This is a genomic window from Streptomyces sp. NPDC002793, assembly GCF_040295485.1.
GTDB lineage: Bacteria > Actinomycetota > Actinomycetes > Streptomycetales > Streptomycetaceae > Streptomyces.
In genome coordinates, this window is record NZ_JBEOVL010000012.1 from 145347 (window position 1) to 161198 (window position 15852).

Below are 15852 nucleotides of genomic sequence, written 5' to 3' on the forward strand. Positions count from 1 at the left end.
TCGAGCACGTCCGGACGGGGCCTGTCACGGCAGCCCCGTCCGGTTCACGCGTCCGCGGTGAGAACCTCATCGGCCGCATCATCCGAGTGCTTCGGTTCCCATGCCGCCAGCTTGTTGATCAATTCCTCGCTCGGCGGGCCGAGCCGGAGCGCACTGCTGAGAATGTGCAGGGACAGAAGGGGCGGGATGGCGTTGCCGATCTGTTGGGCCACATCGGTGGACCGCCAGGGGTAGCGCTTCGGGAACGACTGGAGGAGGCCGGCTTCCTCGAACGTGAGCCGCTCCAACTCCTCGCCGATCTCCTTGGTCCCGAACTTGGTCTCCTTCAGAAGGAAGACGCGGTTGCGCCGGACCTTTCCCGTGATCGTCGCTGCAGGCTGGTCAGAAGTGCGACGGCCTCGGTTCTTGGGGTCGCCACCTGATCCGTAGTTGGAGACCACTTCGAAGTCGCGTGGACGCTCAGTGAGTACGTCCCGCATCGCAACCCAGGGCTCGACCGGCAGCTTCGCCTTTCGAGGCGTGGGGAACAGCAGCTCCTCCTGGTCGTGCTCCGAGGCGGGCTGCTTACGGAGGCGAGTGGCTCCCTTGCTGTAGCGCTGGTGAGTGGCGCTGGGAAATTCCACCCGCCGTCCTACGTTCTTCGGGTCCCATTGGGCGATCAGGACGGCACGCCGGCGTGTCTGTGGGACGCCGAATTCCTCGGCGTGCAGCACGTGGGCATCGGCGGCGTAGCCGACCTCTTTGAGGAGCTCGGCGTAATGCTTCCATACGGGCAGGACGGTGGGTACCTGCTCCAGTACGACTACGTCGTAGCGCTCCTTTTCTTCTGTCAGCTCGGCCTCCATGATCCAGCGCAGTGGCTGAAGAACGAGGCCGGTGCGTTCGTCCGACATCTTGTCGGTTTCGGCCTTGACGGTCTTCCAAGCCGTTTGAAAGGAGGAGAGTTCTTTGTGACCGACCAAGCGAGTGGCCAGGCGCTTGACGTCCTCCAGGGCCTTATGGCCCTTTCGGTTACCGGCCACAGAGAACGACTGACACGGGGGCCCGCCCGTGAGGACATTCGCGCCTTCCACCTGTCCGTCGCACGGGCTCAGGAGGGCGACATCCTTTTCCTTGGTGGTCAGCAGTCCGGCTGCCTCGCGCGTCGCACGGGTCGCGTCGTCCCACTCGACTCCGATGCTCTTCAGTCCCATCACCGTGGCCGCGATATCGAGGCCGCCGGGTCCGGCGAAAAGATCCACGATGCGGAAACCCGCAGATAGGCGTGGTGAATGAAGTGCATGGGTCATGGGCGAAGTGTAGCCGGCCAATCAAGATCAACTCGCAGCGGAGTCAGGGCTGATGTGTGTGCTGTCAGGCGCCGAGAGCTTCCGCGAGGGCATTGCCCAGGGCCCTGCCGACCGGCGGTGGAGAGGCATGACCGATCTGCCGGTAGCGCGCGGTCTTCCTGCCCGCGAACTGCCACTCACTCGGAAAGCTCTGTAGGAGAGCAGCCTGTGAGTCGGTGAGTTTGATCATCCCGGCGGTGCCGTCGAGATCGGGTCCCGGGACCTCATCAGCGAGTGCGCCCCCGTTGACCCCCATGCGCGCCCAGGCCCTCTTCGTCCCTGTCGGTCCGAGATCAGCTCCGCCGCGGTTGTCCGAGCCGCCGACGAGCGTCGGCGCCACGGCGGCGGCCTGAGTCGCCCAGGCATCAGCGCCGGACCAGCCGCGTTCCGCCATGGAACGGCGGAGGGCCTCGCCCACCGACACGTGCTTCTCGACCGTCGGCAACGGCGGCCGGAAGCGGTCGGAGTACCGCTCCTTCAGGGCTACCAGCACGCCCTGCTTGCGATCCTGCGGTACGCCGAAGTCGGCCGCGTTCAGGACGAACCAGTGCAGCCGATATCCGAGGTGTTCCAGCTCCGTGCGGATGAATGTGCGTAGGGGCTCGAAGTCCGGAGCTGCCACGAGCCCTGGCACGTTCTCGATGAGGAGAGCGCGCGGTTGGATGGAATGGGCGAGGAGAACCGCTGCCTCCAGGAGGCGCTGCTCCTCCTCGGTCTCCGCCCGGGCGGCGGTCGCGCTGGACTTCACCCGAGGCGGCCCTGCCGAGAGCAGGTCGACGTCGTAGGTCTTCGGGTATTCGTCGGGTACGAAGTCCAGGAGGTCCATTTCCAGCACGTCCCATGCCGGACGGTTCAGGCGCAACGTCTGGCAGGCCACCGGCTTGTTGTCCAACAGGAGCACCGGATCGAAGCCCGCCTGCTCCAGGCCCAGAGCCAGACCGCCCGCGCCCGCGCACACATCCACGAACCGCAGCTCGCTCACAGGTCCCCACCCAATCCTTGCGCTCCTCGGTTCGATCGTTCCCGATCGACCGCCTCGGCCACCTGCTCGGCCACCTGGACAGGTGCCTCGTGCTCCCAGAACCGCAGCACCGTCCACCCTGCCGCCGTCAGATGCTCGGTCGTTTCCATATCCCGCGCCATGTTGCGGTCGAGCTTCTGTCGCCACCACTCGGAGTTCGCCTTCGGCTGCGTGGCGTGCTCGGGGCAGCCGTGCCAGAAGCATCCGTCCAGGAACACGGCCACTTTGGCCCGTGTGAAGGCGATGTCGATCGTGCGCCGGGACATGTCCGGCACGCGCTCGTTAAGGCGGTAGCGGTAGCCGGACGCGTGCAGCAGCTTCCTGACCGCCACCTCGGGCGCGGTGTCACGGCGTGCCTGGCGGCTCATCCGGGCCGAGACGCCGGGGGAGGACGGTTTTGCGGTGCTCATCACTCTCCAGTTTCCTATGCCCGGTCTTCTTCGTGATCAATGACGGCGAAATTGCTCCTGCTCGAATCGATGGCGCCGGTGTGCGCCGGACTTCACCGGGCCCCACTCCACTCGCGGCGCCCGTATCCGGCCCGCCCCCGCCGCGACCTGCCGACGGCCCAGAATGGCCGCGTGCTTCCCCAACGACTGCTCTGGTGCGACCCCCGGCCCATCCCCCGGTTCGACCGCCAGGAACCGGTGACGCTGATCATCCGTGACCCCGGTCTCCATGCGCCGGCCGATGAGGACGACTGCTGGAGGTTCTCGTACTTCTGCCAGGCGCACGGCCGTACGTACCAGCACGAGGCCTGCGGGACAGGCCCGCATCTCCTGGCGCTGCACTGTGGCGAGCACGGGCCCGAAAGCATGTGGCCGCAGCCGCGGATGCTCATGTTCCCGGCAGGGTTCGAGCCTCCGCTCAGCGAGGCCCAGCTCAGGTGGCTGCGAGCGGAGCGGGATGACGGCTGAGCGTAATTCGAAGGAGGTGCCCGGAGGCCGCGTGCGAGGATCGCGCGATGAGCAATCCCCGCCGTGAGTTGCTGCGTTGGCAGTTCGACATGACCTGGTCACTGTTCACGTACCACCTGGAGCGCCTCGCGCCCGAGGACTTCCTGTGGGAGCCCGCCGACCTGACGTGGACGGTGCGGCCGGACGCCGCCGGGAACTGGGTGCCGGACTGGGCCGACACCGAGCCCGACCCCGTGCCCGTTCCCACGATCGGCTGGGTGACCTGGCACATCGGGTGGTGGTGGAGCACCGCCATCGATATCGCGCGGGGACGTACGCCCCGGGAGCGTACGGACGTCACCTGGCCCGGCGACGGTGCGGCGGCCGTGGCCTGGCTTCGGGATCTGCGTACGCAGTGGCTGGCGGTCCTCGACGGACTCACCGACGCCGATCTGGAAGCCCCCTCCGCACTACCGTGGCAGACCCCGCCGGACGACACCGTCGGGCACATGATCGCCTGGCTGAACGCCGAGCTGATGAAGAACGTCGCCGAGATCGGGCAGGTGCGGATGATCCGGGCGGCCTCGAAGCCGCAGGCCGCGGCGCGGTGGAGCTGAGGAGCGGCACGGTGGCCGGGGTGCTCACCGGCGGAACCAGGTGCGGGTGTTGTGGTTCGCCGCCCGTCGATCCTGCCGGATCCGCTTCTTGAGCGCGGCACGCAGGGTGAGTGCCGGGGGTGCCTGGCGTGCGTAGTCGTTGCCCGGTCTGTTCCTGAGTGTGTGGAGCAGGGTGTCCAGCAGGGCCAGGGCGCGTTCGGGGTCGTCGGCCTCGGCGACGCAGTGTGCGTGCTGGATCCGCAGGCGTACGTCGCTCCTGGCCAGGGCGGCGGGGGAGGTCGGCAGCAGCCGCTCGTACAGGGGGAGAGCGGCTCGGTGGTCGCCCAGCTGGTAGGTGTCGAGGGCCAGGCGCAGCGTCGTGGCGATGACGCGGGAGTGGTCGGCGCCCAGTCCCTGGACGAGGTCGGGCAGAAGCGGTTCGAGGAGGGCGCGGCGGCGGGCGGCCTGGTCGTCGGTGCGGACGCCCGTGCCCCGCACGGGCCGGCCTTCGACGTACTCGCGGTCCAGGGCGTCGGCCAGGTCGAGGCGGGCGGTGAGGGTGATGGGGTCGTGGGCGCCCAGCAACTGCGCGGACCGGTCGATGATCTCCCTGAGTTCGGGGAGGAACGGCCTGCCGTCCACGTTCCCCCGCGCGGCGAGGTCGCCGGTCAGGACGGCCTGGACGTCGATGGTGCGGCGATGGCCGGGACCGAGGTTCCGGATCAGCCGGGGCAGCATGTCCTCCAGCCCGGCCCGGTTCTGTGCCGTCTGCCAGGAGTACATGGCCCGCTGGTAGCCCGTCTCGACGGTCAGGGGGTCGTCCGGCCCCAGCTCCCTGACGAGATCGCGGATCAGCGGATCCAGCCGCCGTACGAATTCGGTCTCGTCGCCGGTGGACCAGTGGGCCAGGGCCTCGTCCAGCCGTCGGCTCAGCGCCAGGCGTACCGGGTCGTCCGACCGGTCGACGGGATCGGCTGTCGGGTCGACCGCCGGGTCGGCCGTCGGGCCGGGCGCCGTCTGTTGGGCGGTCGGGGTGTACGCGGGGTCGGCGGGCGCGTGCGGCGGTGTGGGGTGGCCGGGCGCCGTGTGGTCCACGGTCGGGTCCTGGGCCCGTCGGATCATGTCCGCCAGCCGGGCGGCCACCTGGCGGGCGTGTGCGGGCCGGTGCGCGGGTTCCTTGGCCAGCAGGTCCAGCACCAGCCGGTCCGCGGCCTCGGGCAGGCCCGGGCGTAACGAGCTGGGGCGGGGTGGTGTGCCCGCGATGTGCTGGGCGAGCAGTTCGTGCACTTCGCTTCCGGTGAAGGGGAGTCGTCCTGTCAGCAACTCCGTCAGGACGCAGCCCAGGGCGTACAGATCGGCCCGCCCGTCGACCGGTGCGCCGCTGTTCCAGCGCTCCGGTGCCATGTACGGTGCCGAGCCGATCACGTGTCCTTCGACGGTGATGCCGGGGTGTGCCCGGTGTCTGGCGATACCGAAGTCGAGTACCTTCGCCGTCCCCCGCCCGGGGCCGGTGACGATCACGTTGGCCGGTTTGATGTCCCGGTGCACCACGCCGTTGTCATGGGCGGCCCCCAGCGCCTCGCAGATGTCCTGTGCCCAGGCGAGGGAGGACGGGACGGGCGGGACGCCCCGGCCGATGACCGTGGCGAGGGTGTCGCCCGTGACCAGTTCCATCACCAGGTAGACGAGCTCCCGGCCCGCGTGCGAGGTCTCGCCGTAGTCGTACAGGGCCGCGATGTTCGGGTGGGTGAGGTTGCCCGCGAGCTCGGCCTCCAGGGCGAGGCGGCGTGCCTCGTCCGCCGTTCGCGGGTAGCCGATCTTGACCGCCACCTGGCGCCTGACCCGGTTGTCGAAGGCCCGCCAGACCTGCCCGAACCCACCCCGCCCCAATAACTCGGTGAGCTCGTACCGCTGTTCGATCACGTCGTGCGGCTGCATCCGTCCCCCGGATCCTCCCGCCGGTCACCTGCCGGCCCCGGAGCAGTATCGCGCCGACCACAGCCGCGCGGGGCGGACTCGGGCTCACCGGCGCAGCGCGTCGAGGTCCTCCGGGGCGTGGGGGCTCCGCCCGGGCAACGGTGACGGAACGCGGGGCCCCGGCATCCGGGCACGCCGTCGCGCGGGCCGCTCTCCTCCGGTAGCGGGTGCCGGGCCGGGGGCCGATGCTGGTTGCGTACGTGTCCGCGTGCGCGGAGGCTCGGGTTCCGGGTCCCGTGAGGGGGCGAAGGAGCTGGGTTCATGGCTGACGCGCCCTTGATGGTCGTGGACGGGACCGGGGTGATCACCGGGTGGAGCAGGGCGGCCGAGCGGCGCTTCGGGACCTCGACCGCCGATGCGCTGGGGCTGCGCGTGATGGACGTACTGGCGGGCGAAAGAGAGGCCGCGCACGGCAACGGCGGCGAGGCGGGCGCGGGGCTGCGGCTGGAGCCCGTCGCGGGGGCCGGATGGGCCTTCCGGGAGGCCGGTGGGAGCGGTGGGCCGGGGGTGGGCGGCGATGTCGTCGGGAGGGCGTTGCTGGACGTGCTGTTCACCCAGGCCCGCGTACGCGTCCACGTGCTGGACCCGGAGCTCCGCCTCCTGAAGATCAGCGACCCCGCCGTCGACCCCGCCCCCGGCACCGGCTCCACCCCCGGCAGCGGCACCGACGAGACCGAGCGGCTGCGCGGACGGCCCTTCCGTGACGTGTGCGCCTTCGAGGAACCGGAGCGGGTGGAGGACTTCGTACGGGAGGTCCTGCGCACCGGCGTGCCCGGGGTCGAGCGGCCGTTCCGCGCACGCTCCGACGATCGGACAGGCGCACGGCGCACCCTCGCCCTGACGGCGTTCCGGCTCCAGGAGGGGCACGGGGTGCGGCAGAGCGACGAGGGCGCCGTCCTGGGGGCCGCCGTCTCCGTGGTCGACGTCAGCGAGCAGGTCCGGCGCCTGGGCCGGGACATGGCGCTCGCCGCCGTCCGTGACAGTGTCGGCCGGACGCTGGACGTCGACGCCACCTGCCGTGACCTGGTGGGGGCGCTGGTCCCCGGTTACGCGGACGTCGGCGTCGTCGAGGTCGTCGACGCGGTCCTGCGCGGCGAGACCCCCGAGCCCGGGCCGCTCGCCCCCGACGTACCGCTGCGGCGTGCCGCGTACGGCGGCGGCAACCAGGCCGCGCACCCGGTCGGGGACGTACGGTCGGTGGCCATCGGGACCCCCTACCAGCGGGTGCTGTCCGACCTGCGGGCCCGCGTCCACCCGCTGGAGGACATCCCGTGGGCCGACGCCGACGCCGTGCGCGCCCGATCCATCCGGAGGGACGCCGCGCACACGCTGCTGCTGGCGCCGTTGACGCTGCGCGGGGCGGTCCTCGGGCTGGTGAGCCTCTACCGGTGCGGTGACTCGGAGCCGTTCACCGAGGAGGACGTCCCCGTGGTGGCGGCGATGGCGTCCCGTGCCGCCCTCGGCATCGACAACGCCCGCCGGTACGTGCACGAATACACCATCGCCAGCGCCCTCCAGCGCCGGCTGCTGCCGCAGAGCCCCTCGCCGCAGCCCGCCGTCGAGACGGACCACCTGCTGCTGCCCGGCGGGGGCGCGGGCACCTGGTTCGACACGATCGCCCTGTCCGGGGCCCGTACGGCCCTCGTCATCGGGGAAGTGGCCGCGGGCGGCATCCACGCGGCCACCGCCATGGGGCAGTTGCGCACCGTCGTGCACGCGCTGGCCGCGCTGGACCTGGAGCCCGACGAACTGCTCGCCCGCCTCTACGACACGGCGGCACGGCTGGCGGAGGAACGCGCCCAACTGCCGAAGAGCGACGCGCTGCACCGGGAACCGCTGGCCGCGACCTGCGCGTACGCCGTGTACGACCCGTTCACCGAGACGTGCACGGTGGCGTCCGCCGGCCATCCCGCCCCCCTCGTCGTCGAACCGGGCGGTGACGCCTTCGTGGTGGGTCTGCCCGTGGGGCCGCCCCTCGGGACCGCCGACCGGACCCCCGTCGCCGAGGTCTCCTTCCCGCTCAGGGAGGGCAGCCTGTTCGTGCTGCACAGCAGCGAGCTGCGGGGCCACGCCCAGCCCTCCTCGGGAGCGCTGCGCCAGGCGCTCACGCCCACGGACCGGTCGATGCGGGAGCTCTGCGACGCGGTCGCCCACGCCCTGCCCGACAGCGACGACCTCCCCGGCGCCGCGCTGCTGCTGGCCCGGACCCACGCCATGCCCGAGGGCCGGTACGGCGCCTGGGAGCTGCCCTACGACAGGACGGCCCCGGCGACCGCGCGCCGCCTCACCTCCAAGGCCATGGCCGACTGGCACCTCGACGGCGACACGGCCGACGCGACCGAGCTGATCGTCAGCGAGCTGGTGACCAACGCCGTCCGCTACGGCCGCCCCCCGGTGGAACTGCGTCTCATCCTCGACCGGGGCCTGACCTGCGAGATCCGGGACGGCAGCACCACCGCCCCGTACATGAAGTACGCCGGGGCGGTGGACGAGGGCGGGCGGGGACTCTTCATCATTTCCCAGCTCGCCTCGCTGTGGGGCACCCGGTACGCCCCCGAGGGCAAGACCGTCTGGTCGGAGCAGACGATCCCCGGGGACGCTGTGTGAGGAACTACCCGGCCTCGGCGAGGGTGTGGGCGACCAGGGCGTTGGCGTGAACGTGATCGATGCGCGCGGAGTGACTGGTGCGCGCGGAAGTGACGGGTGGGCGTGAAGGCGGCCGGTGGGCGCGGGAGTGACCGGTGGGGCGCGTAACGCGCTCCAGATGGAGCTGAACGGAGGGGTGTCCCCTGTCAACGCCCGTGCAATGATTCTGTGTTCAGTGAGCAGCCCCTCGCGGGCGAGGGGCTGGGGCCGATGGGGGCGGGCATGACGGACGGGTCGGGCACGGGCGCGCGGGAACAGCGACAGGGGCAGGAGAAGGTCGAGTTACGGATCAGCCTCGTCGGGACGCACACCCGGCGTGACGACCTCGAAGCCCTGAACACCTGGCTGAGGAACGCACCGGTCCTCGAGGACGCGCTGGCGCGGGACGAACTCGCCCTGACCCGTGAGGACTCGCTCACCCAGATCGAGGCGATGGGCGGGGAGCTGATCCAGGACATCATCCTGGTCGTCTCCGTCGAGCTGGCCCGCAGCGTCTCCGAGAACGCGTGGCGCTCCGTGGAGACCTGGCTGCGCAACCGGCGCCGCTTCGCCGACCCCGGGGAGTCGCCCCGCGTCACCCTCGACGGGCCGTCGCGCGGGCCCGGTGCCGGCCTGAGCCGGGACACCGACCGTGACACCGACCGGGACGGGCCCCCGGAGGCCGAGCCCCCGTCCGGCGGGTCCGACGGGACGCACGGCGGCGACGAGCCCGGAGAGGTCTAGCGGCCGTGCCGCCGTACGACGCCCGCGGCGAGGAGAACGGAGCCAAGCGGCACAGAGCCGTACTCATCGGGGTCGAGCACTACACGGGCACCCGGAACGACCTTCCCGCCGTCGCGACGAACCTCCGCCTCATGCGCGAGGCCCTGACCGACGGCACCACCGGAGTGCTCGGCCCCGAGGACCTCGTCGTGGTCCCCACGGACGGCGGTCCGACGGCCACCGTGGACCCCCTCCGGGTGCGTGCCGTGCTGACCGCCGCCCGCAAGGAGGTGACCGGGCTGCTGGTCGTCTACTTCGCCGGGCACGGCATCGTGCGCACCGACGGCAGCGACCTCAACCTGATGTTCACCGACTCCCGGGTCACCAGGGACCGGCGTCACCCCTTCGTGGACACCCTGTCCTGGCGCGACGACGTGATGCCCGAGCTACGCCGCGCCGATGCCGACTGGGTCGTCGTCATCCTGGACTGCTGCTTCGCCGGAAACGCCCTCTGGTCCTTCAACCCCGCCGTCGGACAGAATTTCGCCCTGCTCACCGCGGCCGAGCCGGGCGTGGAGATTCCGCCCGGCGACCCCGCCACCGGGACGGAGTTCACGGCCGCCCTGCACCGGCTGCTGACCACGGGCGAGGGAGAACCGGTCACCTTCACCCGGATCGTCACCGGGATACGCCGGGCGATGGAGCCGCTCAAGGCGGTCGACGGGCATCCGTGGATCCCGGACGAGCTGCGGCACGGCGACGACGTGGTGCTCGCACACCCGGCGGACGCGAAGCCCCCGCCGCCCCCGCCCCCTCCGCCGCCCCCGCCCCCGCCCCCTCCGCCGCCCCCGGCGGCCGTCCCGCGGACGGTGACCTCGACGGGGCGGGAGCGACCGGCCACCCGGTCGCGCCGCGCGCTCCTCGTCCTGGCCCGCCGTATGACACGTACGACAGCCCTCGTGCTGGCGGGTGTCGTCACGCTCGCCGGGGCAGGGGCGTGGTACTTCCTGGCCCCCACCCCGGGCGGTGACTGTGCCTCGCCCCTGGAGCTGCGCGTGCTCACCGACCCCGATCTGCGGGCCACCGTGAAGAAGGCCGCCGACACCTACCTGGAGCGGGACGGCGCCGGCTGCCGGACCGTCGGCATCACGGTGTACGACGCCAAGGCCACCGACGCCGTGGCGGCCCTCAGGTCCTCCTCGCTCTGGCAGGAACCGCCCACCTCCTGCCCGCCCTCCGGCGACTGCGCGCGGCCCCAGCGTGACGTCGGCGCGCAGCCGGACATCTGGATCCCGGCGGCCGGCAGCGCGTGGCAGCGGGCGACGGCCGGGGGCGTGGGCGGCGGCGCCGCGACCGGGGCGGGCACCGCCCCGGGTACCGCTGTCGGGACCGCCTCCGGGACCGACGAGCCCGGGGCGCACGCGGGGGACACGGCGAAGAGCGTCGTGGACCTCGAACGCCTGGGTTCCCTCGCCTACACACCGATGGTCCTCGGCGTCCCGGACACCCTGTCGCTGCCGCAGTCCCTGCAGACCGACGATCCGCTGGACGCGATCATCTCCGGGCTGAAGAAGGCCCAGCCGGTCGAGATCCTGCGCCCCGACCCGGAGGGGACCGAAGGCGCCCTGCTGGCGACCCACGCGCTCTACGCCGCGTCCGGCACCGGGCGCGCGGCCACGGTCGAACAGGACATGGCGCAGGTTCTGCGGCCCATGCCCGCCACCGCGCGGGAGCTCATGTGCGCACTGGCCGACGGCACGCACAACCCGCTGGAGGACCGGGCCGCCGTGCTCGTACCGGAGCAGACCCTGGCGCAGTTCAACCTGTCGGCGGGCCGGGCCGGCCGCCCCGGCTGTGCGACGGAGGCGCTGGCGCACCGGGTGGCCCACTACCCCTCCGACGTGCCGATGCTGGACGTGCCCTTCGTCCGGGTCACCTGGGCCGGGGCCGACCGGGACGCCGAGGACCGCACGGCGGCCGTCGAGGCCTTCTACACATGGCTGACCACGGACGGGGACGCGCAGCGGTCCTTCACCGACGACGGATTCCGTGGCGTCGGCACGAGCGGCCCGGCACCGCCCGCAGCCGACTCGGTGCTGCGGGCCGAGGACAACACGACGGCCGTCCGTGAACAGATCCCGGCGACCCGCCGGGGCACCGACGTGTCCGCGTCGCTGACCGACACACTGAGCCGCTACCGGGGCGCGCTCGGGCCGGGCAAGGTGCTCTACCTCCTCGACAACTCGACCTCGACGGCGGACAAACGCGTCTGGGACGGCACCGGGGGTGCCAAGGAGCTCGTGGCCCGTTCGATGAGCTCGCTCGGGGCCGAGGACGAGTACGGGGTGCGGACGGCGGCCGTCGAGGACGGGAAGACCGCCACGGACCTCGTGCTGTTCGGGCGGCACACCAGGGCCGGTGCGCAGAAGGCCGTCGCCGGCGCGGGGACCGCCGCCTTCGACGCCCGCATCGCGGAGGGCCTGAGGGCGGCGCTCGACACCCTGCGCGAGGAACCCGACGTGGAGCAGCCCCGGCTGCTGGTCCTGGTCACCGACGGTGAGGACCTGGAGGCCGTCGGGGAGGCCGCGCGGAAGGACCTGGTCGCGGACGCGGCCGGAACACCCCACGTGAGGATCGTGACGGTGGCCCTGCAGAACGGCGCCTGCGCGGGCGGGCGCTTCGGGGACCGGCTCGCCGAGGCGAGCGGTGGACGCTGCCTGGACGCGGCCGACGACCTCGCGGCCGAGCTCGCGGCGGAGGTCGCCAGGACCGGGACGGGGGACGCGCGATGACCCGCGGAAAGCGTCGCTCCCGCCGCCGCGGGGCGAGGACGGCCGTCGCCCTCGGCGGTCTGCTCGCGTTCCTCTCCGCCGCCTGCACGGGAGGGCCCGGCGGCGCGCAGGGGCCCGGCCGGGGCGAGCAGAGGGCCGAAGGGCCCATCGTCGTCGCCAGCGGGCTCGACGTCACCGGCTCCGGCAGCGTGCGGCAGCAGCTCATAGAGGAGTGGAACCGTCTGCACGCCGGGTCGGAAGCCGAGCAGGCCAAGCTCGTCGAGCTGCCCGGCGCCGCCGACCAGCAGCGCAGTCAGCTCCTCGGCGCCCTGCAGTCCGGCAGCGCCCGCTACGACGTGGTCAACCTCGACATCACGTGGATCCCCGAATTCGCCGAGGCCGGCCTCATCAGCCCCATGCCCCCCGCGGAGAGCGGCGCGCCCGCCGACGACGCACGCGACTTCTTCCCACAGGTCCATGCCACGACCGTCTGGAAGGGCCGTTCCTACGCCCGCCCGTTCAACACCGACGTGGGTCTCCTCTACTACCGGCCCGACCTGCTGACGGCGGCAGACATCCCGGAGGAGAGGCACCCCGGCACCGCCGGCTGGACGTGGGACCAGCTCTACTCGACCGTCAAGACCCTCGGCCTCAACCCGGTCCGCGGGGACGACCTCGCGGGCTGGACCTCGCAGCTCGACCTCTACGAGGGCCTGACCGTCAACACCGTCGAGGCGTTCGCCGACGCCGAGGTCGAACTCACCGACAGCGAAGGGAGGTACAGCTCCGGCAAGGAGGAGCTGAAGAAGGGGCTGGACACGCTCCTCGACCGCGTCGGCCGGGGGCGTGTCCAGCCCGCCGCCCTCACGTCCGACGAGACGGAGTCCCTCACCGACTTCGCCGGGGGCCGGGCGGTCTTCCTGCGCCACTGGCCTTACGCCTACGGGGCGTTGGAAGAGCTGATGGACCCGGAGGAGTACGCCGTGGAACGGCTGCCGGGGAAGGCGGTGCTCGGCGGGCAGAACCTCGCCGTCACCTCCGTCACCGGCGACTCGCCCCGTGCCGAGAACGCCCGGGCCCTCATCGCCTTCCTGACCTCACGGGAGAGCGAACGCTGCCTGCTCGACGCGGGATTCGCCGCGACCCGGGCCTCCGCGTACGGCGTCTCCGCGAAGCCCTGCCACCCCCGCGTCGCCGCCGCGCTCCGCCCGGCCGGTGACGCGCCCAAGGCGGCGGCGGCCACAGGGGAGGGAGCACCCGAAGGGCAGGGGCCCGAGGCGCGTGCCGCGTACATCGAGACGCTCGGCGAGGCGCTGACCGAGGCGGTGCAGCGACCGCGTACCCCGTACTACGGCGCGTTCACGCAGGTGCTGCAGAGCCATGTGCACGCGCTGCTGGCCGCGCAGCGGCCCGACACCGCCGAGGCCGCGAAGAGGCTCGACGAGGACCTGCGGGACGTGTTCGCCGGCAGATGAGGCCTCCCGCAGGGGCCGACGCTTCAGGAAGCCCCGTGGCAGTCGCGGTACGGGCGCTCCGAACCGCACCAGCACGCCGCGCTGCGCGCCGGGGGCCAGGGGACGGCGCGACCGCGGGCCGCCAGCGTGGTGGCGTACTGGGGGAGCAGATCGGGGTCGGACGGGGACGCGGCCTCCGAGGCGGCGAAGGCCTCGTAGGACGGGACCGTGCCCGTCACGATGCCGAGATTCGGCGTGCCCGTGGCGTGCAGGTCCCGCAGCGCCGCCTCCAGGCGGGCCAGGTGGTCGTCGTGCGAGACGTACTCCTGGGCCAGCTCCGGGTAGGTGGTGAGGAGCTCGCGCAGCTCGCCCTCGGGCCAGCGCAGTACGGCGACCGGGAACGGACGGGACAACGCGCTGCGGTAGGTGCCCAGTTCGGCGCGGATCCGGTTGATCTCGGCCTGCAGCTCGTGGGGGTCGGAGGAGCCGAGGGCCCACAGGCGCTTCGGGTCGTGCAGCTCGTCGAGGGGGACGGCGGCCGTGTGCAGCGTGTCGGCCAGCTCGTCCCACGCGTCATGGGCGGTGCCCCTCAGCCTGCGCACCCGATGCCGCCCGATCAGCAGCGACTGGGTGGTGTACGGGACCTCCTCGCCCGGCGCGAGGAGCAGCGTCAGCGCGGCCGAGAAGAGGTCGTGGGCGGCCTCCAGCTCGTCGTGCGCTTCGAGCGTCTCCGCGGCGATCTCCCACGCCGCGGCGTCCGGCGGGCCGGCCGTGCGGATGCCGTCGATGATCGCGCGGGCCTCCGCCTCGTGGCCGTACTCCCACAGGTTGGCCGCCTTGAGCGCCTTCACCAGGTGCGGGCGCTCGATCGTGGTCTCGGAGGGTCCCAGCAGCTCGTCGTAGAGAGTGCTCGCGCGGGCACGTTCACCGGCGAGCTCCAGATGGGCCGCGGCCTGGAGGAACAGCGGTTCGTGGTCCTCGGGATACTGCGCCGCGGTGCGCAGCAGGCGCTCGGCTTCGGTGATGTGGTCGGCAGGCGTGTCGGGGCGCATGGACCACACGGTACTGCGGGTCAGGGGGAAGGTGAGAGGGAGTCGACCGGAGTGCTCATGAAGGCCGGAGGACCGGGGGGAGAACACTCGGTACCGCCCCCACCGCCCCCTTCGGCGCCTTCGGCCGCCGGACACCCATCGTGTATAACGGCTGGAGGACACGTACGGGTGCGAACGCGGGGGGAGGGCCGATGAACGACGACATGAACCGTGTACGCCGCGCCGTCGCCCGTCTCTTCCGCCCCGCCGCCTTCCTCGTCCTGTTCCTCACCGAGGTCCTGCTCGCCGAGGGCGGCAGCCTCTCCGCAGCCGTCGCGCTCGCCGCCACCGCGGCCGCCGGCTCGGCACTCCTCGTCTGCTCCGTCATCAGCGCCCGCTGCGCCGCCCCCGTACCCCGTACGAGAGTGCGCACCGCCATGCGCGACCGGGAGAAGCGCACCGCGTTCCTCCCGCAACGGGATCCCGACGCCCGGGGGCGCACCAGGCCCCGAGCACCCGGCTCCGCCCTCCTGACGGCCGCGTAGAGGGAACCCCCTGCGCGGATCGTCCTGCCGAGTCATTCACTCCCCGGCACGACGAGACCCCCGGAGGGCTCACCCATGTCCGCGTTCATGTCCGCTTTCGCGAGCCTGGTCGGCGCATTCGCCGACCTGCTCCAGCCGTTCTTCCAGCACGCCTCCACCGCCGCCGCGATCGTCCTCTTCACCGCCCTCGTGCGGCTCGCCGTCCACCCGCTGTCGCGGGCGGCGGCGCGCGGGCAGAAGGCCCGCACCAGGCTCCAGCCGCAGATCACGGAACTGCGCAAGAAGCACGCCAAGAACCCCGACCGGATGCAGAAGGCGCTCATGGAGCTCCACGCGAAGGAGAAGGTCTCACCCCTCTCCGGCTGCCTGCCGAGCCTGCTCCAGATGCCCGCCTTCTTCCTGCTCTACCACCTCTTCTCCAGCCAGAGCATCGGCGGCGAGCCCAACGCGCTGCTCGGCCACGAGCTCTTCGGCGCCCCGCTCGGCGAACGCTGGCACCACGCGCTCGCCGACGGCGGCCCCTTCGGCGGGCAGGGGCTGGTCTACCTCGCGCTCTTCGCGGTCGTCGCCGCCGTCGCCACCTTCAACTACGGCCGCACCAAGCGGCAGATGGCCGCGAACCCGATGACACCGGCCACCGGCCCCGACGGGCAGCCCGTGCCTGGCATGGGCGCGATGACGAAGGTCATGCCGCTGATGTCCTTCCTGACCCTCGTCTCCGTCGCCTACGTGCCGCTGGCGGCGGCCCTGTACATCGTCACCAGCACCACCTGGACGGCGGTCGAGCGCGCCTACCTCTACCGGGAGACCCCGGCCGCCGAAGCCGCCGTGGCCCCGGCCGTATAGGGGCGGCGGGTCCAGTGTGTGAACAGGGTCTTGCGGAGT

At 72.2% G+C, this 15852-nt stretch carries 13 protein-coding genes; 8 read left to right on the plus strand and 5 right to left on the minus strand.

Features of this window, described 5'->3' with window-relative positions; all coding sequences use genetic code 11:
* Positions 1–44: 44 nt before the first annotated feature.
* The 3 genes from ABT001_RS14565 to ABT001_RS14575 all read right to left on the minus strand — a co-directional run bounded on the left by ABT001_RS14565 (position 45) and on the right by ABT001_RS14575 (position 2759).
* A complete protein-coding gene (locus ABT001_RS14565; protein ID WP_351276628.1) occupies positions 45–1289 on the minus strand; it encodes a DNA cytosine methyltransferase in 1245 nt (414 codons plus the stop codon).
* A 64-nt stretch (positions 1290–1353) separates the two neighbouring features.
* Entirely contained in the window at positions 1354–2310 is a 957-nt protein-coding gene (locus ABT001_RS14570; protein ID WP_351276630.1) for a DNA cytosine methyltransferase, read from the minus strand.
* Positions 2307–2759, minus strand: a complete 453-nt coding sequence (locus ABT001_RS14575; protein ID WP_351276632.1) for a very short patch repair endonuclease — start codon at positions 2757–2759, stop codon at positions 2307–2309. The genes ABT001_RS14570 and ABT001_RS14575 overlap by 4 nt, the downstream gene beginning before the upstream one ends.
* A gap of 171 nt (positions 2760–2930) precedes the next feature.
* Here ABT001_RS14575 and ABT001_RS14580 point away from each other — a divergent pair, with 171 nt between their 5' ends.
* Both ABT001_RS14580 and ABT001_RS14585 read left to right on the plus strand, forming a co-directional pair.
* Positions 2931–3266 carry a hypothetical protein gene (locus tag ABT001_RS14580; protein WP_351276634.1) on the plus strand — a complete coding sequence of 112 codons (336 nt, stop codon included), beginning with the start codon at positions 2931–2933 and terminating at the stop codon, positions 3264–3266.
* A gap of 47 nt (positions 3267–3313) precedes the next feature.
* Positions 3314–3862 (plus strand): DinB family protein, encoded by a 549-nt coding sequence (locus ABT001_RS14585; RefSeq protein ID WP_351276636.1) that lies wholly within the window; start codon positions 3314–3316, stop codon positions 3860–3862.
* Positions 3863–3886: 24 nt separating this feature from the next.
* Here the strand turns inward: ABT001_RS14585 and ABT001_RS14590 are convergent, their stop codons facing one another.
* Positions 3887–5779, minus strand: a complete 1893-nt coding sequence (locus ABT001_RS14590) for a serine/threonine-protein kinase (protein WP_351276638.1) — start codon at positions 5777–5779, stop codon at positions 3887–3889.
* 300 nt (positions 5780–6079) lie between these two features.
* Here ABT001_RS14590 and ABT001_RS14595 point away from each other — a divergent pair, with 300 nt between their 5' ends.
* The 4 genes from ABT001_RS14595 (at position 6080) to ABT001_RS14610 (ending at position 13412) form a co-directional block, all read left to right on the plus strand.
* Positions 6080–8425, plus strand: coding sequence for a SpoIIE family protein phosphatase (locus tag ABT001_RS14595; RefSeq protein WP_351276640.1), 2346 nt, complete (start codon positions 6080–6082; stop codon positions 8423–8425).
* Between the two features lie 207 nt (positions 8426–8632).
* Positions 8633–9187, plus strand: coding sequence for a hypothetical protein (locus ABT001_RS14600; protein ID WP_351276642.1), 555 nt, complete (start codon positions 8633–8635; stop codon positions 9185–9187).
* Between the two features lie 5 nt (positions 9188–9192).
* The gene (locus ABT001_RS14605; protein WP_351276644.1) at positions 9193–11958 is read left to right on the plus strand and encodes a caspase family protein; all 2766 of its coding nucleotides are present in this window, start codon (positions 9193–9195) and stop codon (positions 11956–11958) included.
* Entirely contained in the window at positions 11955–13412 is a 1458-nt protein-coding gene (locus ABT001_RS14610; RefSeq protein WP_351276646.1) for an extracellular solute-binding protein, read from the plus strand. The genes ABT001_RS14605 and ABT001_RS14610 overlap by 4 nt, the downstream gene beginning before the upstream one ends.
* Positions 13413–13435: 23 nt before the next feature.
* Here ABT001_RS14610 and ABT001_RS14615 read toward each other — a convergent pair whose 3' ends face one another.
* Positions 13436–14443 (minus strand): SEC-C metal-binding domain-containing protein, encoded by a 1008-nt coding sequence (locus ABT001_RS14615; protein WP_351276648.1) that lies wholly within the window; start codon positions 14441–14443, stop codon positions 13436–13438.
* 191 nt (positions 14444–14634) lie between these two features.
* On the opposite strand from ABT001_RS14615, the gene ABT001_RS14620 reads away from it, so the two are divergent.
* Positions 14635–14967, plus strand: a complete 333-nt coding sequence (locus ABT001_RS14620) for a DUF6412 domain-containing protein (RefSeq protein ID WP_351276650.1) — start codon at positions 14635–14637, stop codon at positions 14965–14967.
* Positions 14968–15042: 75 nt separating this feature from the next.
* Complete coding sequence (locus ABT001_RS14625; protein WP_351276652.1) at positions 15043–15813, plus strand: YidC/Oxa1 family membrane protein insertase; 771 nt, start codon at positions 15043–15045, stop codon at positions 15811–15813.
* Positions 15814–15852: the final 39 nt, after the last annotated feature.